The sequence below is a fragment of the Campylobacter sp. CFSAN093260 genome, assembly GCF_012890095.1.
Classification (GTDB): Bacteria; Campylobacterota; Campylobacteria; order Campylobacterales; family Campylobacteraceae; genus Campylobacter_D; species Campylobacter_D jejuni.
This window is the reverse complement of record NZ_CP040618.1, coordinates 571,977-583,323: the sequence shown is the minus strand read 5'-3', so window position 1 is coordinate 583,323 and position 11,347 is coordinate 571,977. Positions and strand designations below refer to the sequence as shown.

Below are 11,347 nucleotides of genomic sequence, written 5' to 3'. Positions count from 1 at the left end.
TTTTAACTTAAAAATTCTTTCTCTCTTTGCCTAAAATCACTCATAAAATGCTCTATAAAAGTATAAAATTCTTTGCTATGATTGGGAAATTTTAAATGGCTAATTTCATGCAAAATCACATATTCAATAGCTCTTAAACTCTTTTGAATGAGTTTTAAATTTAAATTAATATAAGCTTTATTGTGATTGCAAGAACCCCAACGTGTTTTCATATTTTTAATGCTTAAATGCGTGTAAAATAAGCCTGTTTTTTTACTCCATTTTTTAAGATAAAAAGTAAAAATCTTTTTAGCATTTTGTCTTAAAAATAAATCCAATTTTGCTTTATTTTGACAAATTATTTTATCTTTATCAAAATAAATTTTTTTGGCATTTTCATCAAAAATGATTTGATATTTTTTAGCTAAAAAGATTAACTCATCATCTTTTAAAACTTTTTTTTCAAATCTTGTTTTTGCCTCATTCATCCAAGAACTTGATTTATCTAAAAACTCATAAACACTTTTAAAGGTGCAAAAATAAGGAATACTAAGAACAAATTCACCCTTTTCATTTAGCCTTAATCTTAAAGTTTTTATGCATTTTTTAGAATAAAAATAGCACTCATCTTTATAAATAAATGATTTTAAACTAGAGCTTTGCCTTGCCATTTTTTACTTTTCCATCTGTATGAATTTACCATTCCACGCAAAAACTCATCTGCACAAAACCCTATCCAAACCCCTAAAATTCCAAGATTAAAATGAAAACAAAGCACATAACCCACAGGCAAAGATACCCCCATCATAAAAACAAGTCCGCTAAAAAATGGAAACTTAGCATCGCCACTTGCGCGCAAGGAATTAACCATAACTATATTAAAAGTTCGTGAAATTTCAAGAAAGATTGAAAGAGCAAATAAAGGTATCATTAAATTTTTTAGCTCTTCTTTAAGCCCTAAAATTTGCATAGTAAAATCTTGACAAAGATAGTTTAAAAACGCCACTAAAGCACTCGCTATTACACTAAAATATAAAGCACGCCAAGCATGTTTATAAGCGATATTTTCATACCTAGCACCGACTAATTTACCTACTATGATTTCATTAGCTATGCTCGTAGCTTGTCCTATAAGCATGATAAGCATTGAAATTTGAAAATAAATCGTTTGCACACTCAAACTCGCCTCACCTAAGCTTGCTACAAAAGCAAAAGCTATAGTATATTGGACTATCCACAAAAGATTTTCCCCTGCTGAAAATCCTCCTATATTTAAAACCTTTTTTAAAACTTCTTTTTCAAGTTTTATCATTTCTTTGATTTTAAGATGAATTTTAAGTTTATAAAAAAGTATCGCAAACAAAGCAACTATAGCAACAATGCGAGCAAAAATATTACTAAGCCCTATTCCAAAAAGTTCTGACTTTGTATAATGCAAAACATAATAATTTCCACAAATCACCACTATATCCATCAAAAAACCTATAAACATGACCCAATAAGCCATATTATAAACCCTTACAATAGCAGCTAAAACAATACCTATGGCATCAAAAAACAAACAAATTGCAAGCATATGTAAGTAAATTTCGCTATCTTTGAGCAATTCTTGTGGAATTTTTAAAAGATAAAGCAAATACTCCCCATGCCATAAAATAAGCACACCGCATACAAAGCCTAAAAGTGCATTTAAGAACAAACTTTGATGAATCACTTTTCTTGCTAAAACATGATCTTTTGCACCAATTGCTTGTGCGATCACCACACTACAACCCACACTTAAAAATGAAAAAATAGTGATAAAAAGATCTAAAATTTGATTTCCAGCGCCCATAGCACCAACAAGAAAATTAGAATAATGCGACACCATAGCGGTATTGATAATCACGGTTAAATACTTAGAAAGCAAATCCCAAAATATAGGAAAACTGAGTCTTGTTAAGGAGAGTTGTTTTTTTGCCATGATGTTATCTTATCTCTTTTTTTAAATATTTTTTTAAAAAACAATTCTACTTAAAAATTACTTTTTTAAATATAAACATTTAATATACTCAATTTGTTATATTTAAAATAATTTGATGATTTTCTTCTTTGAAAGTATACACTAGCTCATCACATTTATATGAGACTTCCTTCTTGCAAATTTTATCTTGCAAAGGTTCTTTTAATATTTGCAATAAATGTTTTTTAAAAAATAATTTTGTGCTCAATCCCATTCCATGATTTAAATTTTTAATAAACTTATTATCAACTTGTGAAATAGCAAAAAATTCTACTTTAAAATTTAATTCTTTTAAAATATGTACAAAATTTTCCTTATTTTTAAAAGGAGATCTTTCATCAAAAATACTATGATATAAAATATATTTTGGATTTGGGTATAAGCTTTGTATTATTAGATGTTCTTTGTTTAATGGTTCTCTTATGATTTTTCTAGCATTTGAAAAATAATTTTTTGAAAATTTATTATTATTCCAATAAGTTTTATCACTTAAATATAAAAATATATTTTTAAATAAAGTATCATCATATGTTCCATGATATCTAGTAAAATCGATTTCTTTTCCAAAACCTATAAGTCTAAAAATATTTCCAAACAAATTAACAAAAGAAGAATTATCTAATATAAAATCAATACTCCAAGGAGCTATTTTTGCACATAAATTTGCTAAATATCCGCCATATGAATTTCCAAACAAAATCGTTCTAATACCCCCCCCCTTTTTTTTTCATTAGTTTAAATGGAGAATTTTCTTTTATATAAAAAATAGCATTTAAAATATCCATAGCTTGCATTATACCAAAATTTTGATATTCATTTTTAAATGGTAAAAAACTTACATGTGTTTTTAACTTATAGTTTTGATGTAATTGTTGATTTAATTTTAATTTTTGAATTTCTTGATCTATTCTTATAAAAGCATTATTTAGATTTTCATAAGAATTTATACCATAAACATTTATACATTTTAAATTTATAGCCTTTAAACTAGTATCTAAAATGAATTTATCTATATCATCCAAATAAAAACTAGAACCCAAATGAGGTCTATTTCCTATACAATGATAGTTAATATTAATAACAGCAACTTTATAATTTCTAGTCAAATAATCATCAATATAAATATAACTATTCATATCTTCAGCACCACCTGGAATAATACAAACAATAGCTTCTATTTCTTTACTATCATCATAAGTCAATCTAAATTCTAATTTACTTCCCCTTTTGATATTTAATTCTACATCATCACAAGAATCTATAGAATAAATTTGGTTTATAATCATATTAAACCTTTTTTTGAAATTTTTAATTAATTATATCATCAAATTTCCAAAAAATAAATCTCACCCAAAAGCACCACTTAAATAAGCTTTGGTTTTTTCTTGCTTTGGATTTTCAAAAAATTCCTTGCTTTCTCCAAATTCTATAAGCTCACCTAGGTGAAAAAATGCTGTATAATCAGCTACGCGTTTGCCTTGTTGCATATTATGCGTAACCATGATCATAGAAAGATTATGGCTTAATTCTTTCAAAAGCTCTTCAATCACGCCTGAACTTATAGGATCAAGTGCAGAAGTTGGCTCATCTAAAAGCAAAAGTTTAGGTTTGATCGCTAAAGCTCTTGCGATACAAAGACGTTGTTGTTGTCCGCCTGAAAGAGCTAGGGCATTTTGCTTTAATTTATCTTTAACCTCTTCAAAAAGCCCCACTTTTTGCAAGCAATCCACCACCAAAGCTTCTTCTTCATCTTTGTTTTTAATCATACCATGAAGTTTTGGTGCATAAGAGATGTTTTCATAAATGCTTTTTACAAAAACATTAGGTTGTTGAAAAACCATGCCTACATTTTTACGCAAGGCTACTACATCTTGATTTTTAACATCTTTTCCTTCAATTTCCACTAAACCATCGATTTTTGCAATTTTATCATTCATTCTATTAAAACAGCGCAAAAAAGTGGATTTACCACATCCTGAAGCACCGATGAGTGCAGTAATTTTGTTTTGTTCTATTTGCATATTGATATCAAATAAAGCTTGTTTTTTTCCATAAAATAAATTTAAATTTGTTGTTTTTGCTATCACTTTAATTTTCCTTGAAAATATTTTCTTAATAATATTGCACTAAGATTTAACACAACTAAAAGTCCTAAAAGCACAATAATACCCGCTGCGGTTCTTTCTAAAAATGCACGCTCTGGCATAGCCGACCATGAGTAAATTTGAGCAGGCAAAACGCTAGTTGAATCAAAAATCGAACTAGCTACATCAGGGATAAAGGCTATCATACCGATAATCATCAAAGGTGCAGTCTCGCCTATAGCCCCTGCTAAAGTCAAAATAGAACCTGTTAAAATCATAGGCATAGCTAAAGGTAGCATAATGCCTTTTACCATTTGAACCTTAGTCATACCTAAGGCATAAGCGGCATTTTTCATGTTAATATCCACACTTTTTAAAGCTGCCTTAGTTGAAACAATGATAATAGGTAAACTCATGATCGCCAAAGTAAGCCCACCCACTAAAGCACTTGAGCGAGGCATTCCAAAAAGATTGATAAACACTCCAAGTCCTAAAAGTCCAAACAAGATACTTGGAATACTTGCAAGGTTGTTAATACACACTTCTATAAAATGTGTAAGGATATTTTGTGGCGCAAATTCTTCTAAGTAAATTGCCGCTGCAACGCCTATAGGAACACTCACAACCATACAAACAAGCATAACAAGCAAAGTCCCTACAACTGAAGATAAAATTCCTGAATTTTCAGGAGATTTTGAGTCCCCATTTAAAAAGAAATTGCTATTAAATTTAAGCTCTATCTCGCCTTTTTGCACAAGATCATCGACTAAAGTTCTTTGTTTTTCACTAAGGCGATTATATTTTTGCTTCATATATTGATCTACTTCTGAATTTGCCAAAAGCCAAGATTTTTCAGCGATTTGTCCTGTTCTTATTTTTCTTTGTTCTGCGCGAGATAAAAGATCATAAGCAGGAGAATTTCTATTAGCCTCTACAAAAATATAGGTTTGCTTAAAAGCAGGAAATCCAAGATAAGCCACACTTCCTAAAAAGATACAAAGAAAAATTAAATTAATATAAAGCCCCATTTTACAAAGTCTTTTAAAAGACTTTGAAGCTTTTTGTCTTTTTTTAAAAAGTTTTTTCATAAATTTTTCCTTTTGTGAAAGCGATTGATAAGATAAACGCTAAACATATTGATGATTAAAGTGATGACAAAAAGCACCAAACCTAAAGAAAAAGCACTTAAAGCCAAAGAACTATCAAAAGCTTGATCTCCACTTAAAGCTTCTACGATTTTTACCGTTACCGTTGTCATATCTTCTAAAAAATTTAAAGTTAAATTTGGACGCAAAGAAGCTGCCATCACCACTATCATAGTTTCGCCTAAGGCTCTTGAAAGTCCTAAAAGACAAGCTGCAACTATACCAGGAATAGCCTCAGGTAAAATCACGGCAAAAACCACTTCTTTTTTTGTCATACCTAAAGCATAAGCGCCATTAATCCTTTTCTCGCTTACTGCTTCAATGCAATCTTGAGATAAAGAAGCCACTATAGGTACTATCATGATCCCCATGATAAAACCTGCGCCTAAAGCACTTTGAAAGCTTGCTTGTATGCCAAATAAAGAAAAAAACCACACTATAAAAGGCGCTACAACTATAGCCGCAAAAAATCCAAAAACAACAGTAGGAATCCCTGCAATGATTTCTAAAATAGGTTTTAAGTAATTTTTAGATTTTTTGCCAGCAAAAACACCTAAATATATAGCACACATAACCCCTAAAGGTAAAGCCGTTAGCATAGCAATCAATGAAATATAAAAAGTTCCCCAAAAAAGCGATAGCGCCCCAAAAACACCTTGTTTACTCGTGCCATCTGCATTCATAAAAGCTGCATCAGCTGCCCACTGACTTGAGAATAAAAAGGTAACAACGCTTTCTTTTTGAAAGAATTTTAAAGCTTCAATTAAAATTGTAAGCATGATAGCAAAACTTACTATCACGCTTACAAAAGCACATAAAAAAAGTGCAAATTTGATTATTTTTTCTTTTAACAAAGTTTTTCCTTAAAAAACTTTTCCAGCTTTTACAAGCTCATCATTTAAAATTTTTCTATCTTCTACGTGTTTTTGAGAAGCTTTTAATTTATCATCACTCAAAGGAACAAGTCCTATTTTTTCAAGCTCTCCACCACTTTTTGCCAAATCATCACTCATATAAATTTTTGCAAAATCAAAGGCTTCTTTTGGATTTTTCTTAGCATTGATATAAATAAACAAACTTCTTGCAAGTTCGTATTTTTCATCTGCGATGCTTTCTTCGCTTGGCGTAACACCATCGATATTAGCAGCATTGATTTTGTCTGAATTGCTCACTAAAAAGCTATAACCAAAAATTCCAAAAGCATCCTTATCAATAGTAAGTTTGGAAACGATTAGATTATCATTTTCACCACTTGGGATATAAGCACCATCTTGGCGTATGGTTTTATACTCGCCTTTATACTCAGGAATTTTTTTAGACACATCACTCATTACAAGCTCTTCTATAGTATCTCTTGTTCCTGAACTTGATGGTGGACCATAAACACTAATTTTACGATTTGGTAAATTTTTATTGATTTGATTCCAGTTTGTATAAGGATTTGGTATAAGTTTTCCATTTTGTGGAATTTCTTTTGCTAATGCTAAGAAAAGTTCTTTTTTTGTGATATTTAATGGAGCATTGGTTTTATTTTGAGCTAAAACTATACCATCATAACCTATCATCATCCCTACTATATCAGTTACCCCTGCTTTTTTGCAAGTTTCAAATTCGCTTAATTTCATAGGTCTTGAAGCATTAGAAATATCAGTAGTTCCTTCACAAAATACCTTAAATCCACCCCCTGTTCCCAAGCTCTCTACTATAGGGGTTTTTGTATTTTTAATCGAAGCATATTCTTCAGCTACAAAAGAAGTAAAAGGATACACAGTCGATGAACCTGCGATTTTTAAATCTGCTGCATTTAAAGCACCACAAAGTGCAAGACTTGCCACACTTAAAGATAGAATTTTTTTCATTTTTTCTCCTTAACTTTAAAAAAGCAATGGAAGTTTAAAAAAACTTGGAAACATTTTGGAAACATTTTTTATTTTGTATTTTTCTTAAATATAATTTTTAACTATCAAAAAATTTAGCTTGTTTTTAAAAAAATAATATATCATTATAAAACATTTTAAATTTTAATAAGGAGATAAGAATGCTTTCTAAAGAAGTTGTAAAATTACTCAATGAACAAATAAACAAAGAAATGTATGCGGCAAACTTATATCTTAGTATGAGTTCTTGGTGCTATGAAAACAGTCTTGATGGAGCTGGAGCCTTCTTGTTTGCACATGCAAGCGAAGAAAGCGATCATGCTAAAAAGCTTATCACTTATCTTAATGAAACAGATTCTCATGTAGAGCTTCAAGAAGTAAAACAGCCTGAACAAAATTTCAAATCTTTACTTGATGTTTTTGAAAAAACCTATGAACATGAGCAATTTATCACAAAATCAATCAATACTTTAGTTGAACACATGCTAACACATAAAGACTATTCTACTTTTAATTTCTTACAGTGGTATGTAAGCGAACAACACGAAGAAGAAGCACTTTTCCGCGGTATAGTTGACAAGATTAAGTTAATCGGAGAACACGGAAATGGACTTTATTTAGCTGATCAATACATCAAAAATATTGCATTAAGCAGAAAAAAATAATCTTTGCCCTACTATGGGCAAATCTCGCTTTGGATTGAAGGTATGACTTATTTTTCTCTAGAATTTAGTATTTTAATGATAGCTTTTTTTGCTATTTATTGGACTTTTAAAAATGATTACAAAATACAAAATATTTTAATTTTAATTTTCTCTTATATTATTTATATTTTAATCAATCCTTATTTCGCCTTAGTTTTATTTATATATACCTTTTTTATACACTATTTTGCCTTGCTAATTTTTGTGCGTCGCAAGCGTTATATTTTCGCTACTTGCATGGCTTTTATTATTTTAAATTTATGTTTTTTTAAATACTTTCCTAGCATCAAAGGAAGTGTTGATGAGATATTAAATTTTTTCGGTTTAGAATTTTTAAATATTGATTTAGTATTACCAATAGGAATTAGTTTTTATACCTTTACTTCTATCACCTATCTTGTAGAAGTTTATCAAAAACGCCGTTTAGAAAGTTTTTTAAATTTAGCAACCTTCTTATCATTTTTTCCAACACTACTTTCAGGGCCTATTATGCGAAGTTCTTTTTTCTTTGAGCAGGCCTATCAAAAACGCGAATTTAAACATGCAAATTTAATCATCATCTTGCTTGTTTTTGGTATAGTTAAAAAAGTTTTAATAGCCAATTACCTTGGAATTTATGCTAAAAGTATTTTAGACTTTCCACAATCTTATAATTTCATACAACTTTTAAGCGCAATTTACGCCTATGCGATTCAAATATACTGCGATTTTAGCGGATATGTTGATTTAGTTTGTGCTTTTGCTTTAATGTTAGGTTTTACCCTTCCATCTAACTTTAACATGCCTTATCTTGCAAAAAACCTAAAAGATTTTTGGGCTAGATGGCATATCAGTCTTTCAACCTTTATAAGAGATTATATCTATATACCTTTAGGGGGCAATAGAAAAGGAATGCCACGCACTATAGTTAACATACTCATCGCTTTTATACTTTCAGGTATGTGGCATGGCAATACACTTGCTTTTATTGTTTGGGGTTTATTGCATGGTATTGGCATAGTTTTTATACATTTGCTAGCTTTAAGCAAATTTAGTTTACAAAAAATTCCAGCTTTAGGAAGATTTTTAACCTTTCAATTTGTATGTTTTACTTGGATTTTCTTTTACTATAGCAAAAATCTAGAAGATGCAATAGAATATTTTAAAGCTTGTTATTATAATTTCTTCCAAATTCCATCTTATAACGATATCTATATGTTGGTTGCTTTTGGGGTTCTTTTTATGATCTATCCTTTATTTATTAATTTTAAAGAATATTGCATTAAGATTTTAAATCTTACTCCATTTTTACTAAAACCTTTTATCATAGCTTTTATTTTACTTTTGGTTTTTGCTTTTATGCCAGATGGAATTCCTGATTTTATTTATTCGAGTTTTTAGATGAGTGTGGTTAGATTTTTCTTTATTTTGATTATAGTGCTTGGCTTGGTTGTTGTAGTTATGAATCAGAGCATTAGCTCTTATATAGAACAAAAATATCACTTTGCATTCTATCCTCATAATGATCTTTTAAAAGAAGCCAATGGCTTCAAAATTAAATTAGAACAAATTCGTGCAATTTTAAGCAACGAACCCTTGCCTCAAACTAATGAAGAAACTACAAATCAAGAAAATAAATCAATAGATGAAAACTTAAGTAAAATAGATAAAGTTCTAAACACTTTAGAAAATGATGAAAACACTTCTCATAAAGAAACAAATCCAACCTTAATCCGAGATGCAAATATTAGTTTTATCGACAATACCAAATTAGAACTACAAAATGGAGATGAGTTTTTATTTATCGGAGATTCTTTAATGCAAGGTGTTGCAATAGCCTTAAATAGAGATTTAAGAAATTTAAATCTTAAGGTAACCGATCTTAGCAAACAAAATACAGGCCTTTCTTATAAATCCTATTTTGACTGGTCAAAAGCCACCAATGAAGCTTTTATTAAAAACTCAAATATTAAATATCTTGTTGTTCTTCTTGGCGCTAATGATCCTTGGGATATTAAAAAAGGAGGAAATTACCATCGTTTTGGCTCCCCTTCTTGGATAGATATTTACACAAGTCGTGTAGATGAAATCATTAAAATCGCTAAAAAACATAAAGCCAAAGTTTTTTGGTTTGAAATCCCTCCTGTAAAAAAAGAAGATTTGAACAAAAAAATACAAGTGCTCAATAAAATTTACAGCGATGAAATTCTTAAAAATAAAGAAATTTTTATCAACACTAAGCTATTTTTTAGTGTCAATGATGAATACTCAGCTTATATAAAAGATGAAAACAATAGAAGTATAAAAGTAAGAACAGATGATGGGGTTCATTTTACTCCAAGTGGCGCAAGAGAAATGTCTAAACTTTTATTGGAACACATAAAACTTAAGGAAGAAAATGCTAGTAAATAAATTTAAAATTATCTTATTGTTTTTTATTATTTTTACTAGCTCTTATGCACAAAATTTAAATACAAATGACACAATAGATTCCATACTCAATCAAAACAAAAATCACTCTGCTTTAACAAGTTATGTATTAAAAAAAGATCTTAAAAATCTAGAAAAAAAATTAGAAAAAAATCAAAACATAGGAATTAGAATTTATGGAGATTCTCATATGGCGGCTGATTTCTTTCCGCGTGTCATAAGAGGATATTTAATCCGCTCTAACTCTATAGGTTTTGCCTATCCTTTACAGCCCAAATATCAACAAAATCTTAATCTTGTTTATTCTTATAAAAACTTTGAAATTTTAAACTCAAGAAATCCTGCTAATGCTGGACATAATTTTCCATTAGGTGGGATAATAGCCAAAGCAAAAATCAAAGGCGCAAAAATCAACCTTGATACAACCTTAGATAAAAAAAAATTCAAGATAGGATTTTTATTTAAAGCCAAACAAAATACCAATGCTTTTAGCATCAAAGATGCAAAAAACCAAAGCTATGAGTTAAGAACTACACAAATTAACAAATGGTCTTATAAAGAACTAGAACTTGATCTTCCTTTGCAAATTTCAGCCTTACAAAAAGATGCTGAGCTAGGAGGATATTTCATCACAAATAAAGATAATAATGTTTTCTTAGATACCATTGCAATCAATGGTGCCAAAAGTGATTTATGGCTCTCTTGGAATCAAACAGTTGTAAAAAAAGAACTAGGACTTTTACACAATGATTTAATTATTCTTGCCTATGGTTCTAATGATGCACTCTTTAAAGGGTTTGAAAAACAAAAATTCAAAAATAATTTAAAAAAATGGATTAGTATTTTAAAAACTTACAATAAAAACGCTGTTATCATGCTAATCTCTCCACCAACTGTAGTTCAAAAACAAGGTAAAAACTACAAGCTTGCTCCTGATTTTTTTACCATACGCAAAGCATTATATGAAGTTGCTAAAGAAGAAAAAACTCTTATTTTTGATATGCATCAGTTTATGCAAGATAGTGGGGGAAAAAACAAATGGATAGAACAAAAGCTTTCGCTCAATGATGTACATCTTACTATAAAAGGCTATGAGCTAATGGCTAAAAAGTTACTCGAGGATTTAAAAAATATCATCGATTATTAA

General features: G+C 29.5%; 12 protein-coding genes. 4 read left to right on the top strand and 8 right to left on the bottom strand.

Features of this window, described 5'->3' with window-relative positions; all coding sequences use genetic code 11:
• Positions 1-2: 2 nt before the first annotated feature.
• From FBF22_RS03035 to FBF22_RS03005, 8 genes are all read right to left on the bottom strand, one after another.
• Positions 3-650 (bottom strand): M48 family metallopeptidase, encoded by a 648-nt coding sequence (locus FBF22_RS03035; RefSeq protein WP_002852366.1) that lies wholly within the window; start codon positions 648-650, stop codon positions 3-5.
• The gene (locus tag FBF22_RS03030) at positions 626-1,942 is read right to left on the bottom strand and encodes an MATE family efflux transporter (protein ID WP_002816766.1); all 1,317 of its coding nucleotides are present in this window, start codon (positions 1,940-1,942) and stop codon (positions 626-628) included. The genes FBF22_RS03035 and FBF22_RS03030 overlap by 25 nt, the downstream gene beginning before the upstream one ends.
• A gap of 88 nt (positions 1,943-2,030) precedes the next feature.
• Positions 2,031-2,678 (bottom strand): DUF2920 family protein, encoded by a 648-nt coding sequence (locus tag FBF22_RS08600; protein ID WP_002858554.1) that lies wholly within the window; start codon positions 2,676-2,678, stop codon positions 2,031-2,033.
• Positions 2,679-2,685: 7 nt separating this feature from the next.
• On the bottom strand, positions 2,686-3,267 hold the full coding sequence (locus tag FBF22_RS08595) for a DUF2920 family protein (RefSeq protein ID WP_165433249.1): 582 nt from the start codon (positions 3,265-3,267) through the stop codon (positions 2,686-2,688).
• Between the two features lie 60 nt (positions 3,268-3,327).
• Positions 3,328-4,068: a phosphate ABC transporter ATP-binding protein PstB gene (gene pstB / locus FBF22_RS03020; RefSeq protein WP_002776307.1), complete on the bottom strand. Its 741-nt coding sequence runs from the start codon at positions 4,066-4,068 to the stop codon at positions 3,328-3,330.
• Complete coding sequence (pstA, locus tag FBF22_RS03015; RefSeq protein ID WP_002885789.1) at positions 4,065-5,153, bottom strand: phosphate ABC transporter permease PstA; 1,089 nt, start codon at positions 5,151-5,153, stop codon at positions 4,065-4,067. The genes pstB and pstA overlap by 4 nt, the downstream gene beginning before the upstream one ends.
• Positions 5,150-6,064 carry a phosphate ABC transporter permease subunit PstC gene (pstC, locus tag FBF22_RS03010; RefSeq protein ID WP_002776292.1) on the bottom strand — a complete coding sequence of 305 codons (915 nt, stop codon included), beginning with the start codon at positions 6,062-6,064 and terminating at the stop codon, positions 5,150-5,152. Before pstC ends, pstA begins: the two co-directional genes overlap by 4 nt.
• 9 nt (positions 6,065-6,073) lie before the next feature.
• Positions 6,074-7,069, bottom strand: coding sequence for a substrate-binding domain-containing protein (locus FBF22_RS03005; protein ID WP_002859112.1), 996 nt, complete (start codon positions 7,067-7,069; stop codon positions 6,074-6,076).
• Positions 7,070-7,248: 179 nt separating this feature from the next.
• Here FBF22_RS03005 and ctf point away from each other — a divergent pair, with 179 nt between their 5' ends.
• From ctf to FBF22_RS02985, 4 genes are read left to right on the top strand one after another with little or no spacing between them, the layout of a single operon-like run.
• Entirely contained in the window at positions 7,249-7,752 is a 504-nt protein-coding gene (gene ctf / locus FBF22_RS03000; RefSeq protein ID WP_002852256.1) for a non-heme ferritin, read from the top strand.
• A 42-nt stretch (positions 7,753-7,794) separates the two neighbouring features.
• Positions 7,795-9,171 (top strand): MBOAT family protein, encoded by a 1,377-nt coding sequence (locus FBF22_RS02995; RefSeq protein WP_002858515.1) that lies wholly within the window; start codon positions 7,795-7,797, stop codon positions 9,169-9,171.
• Complete coding sequence (locus FBF22_RS02990; RefSeq protein ID WP_002859968.1) at positions 9,172-10,182, top strand: GDSL-type esterase/lipase family protein; 1,011 nt, start codon at positions 9,172-9,174, stop codon at positions 10,180-10,182.
• The gene (locus FBF22_RS02985; protein WP_002858547.1) at positions 10,169-11,347 is read left to right on the top strand and encodes an SGNH/GDSL hydrolase family protein; all 1,179 of its coding nucleotides are present in this window, start codon (positions 10,169-10,171) and stop codon (positions 11,345-11,347) included. The genes FBF22_RS02990 and FBF22_RS02985 overlap by 14 nt, the downstream gene beginning before the upstream one ends.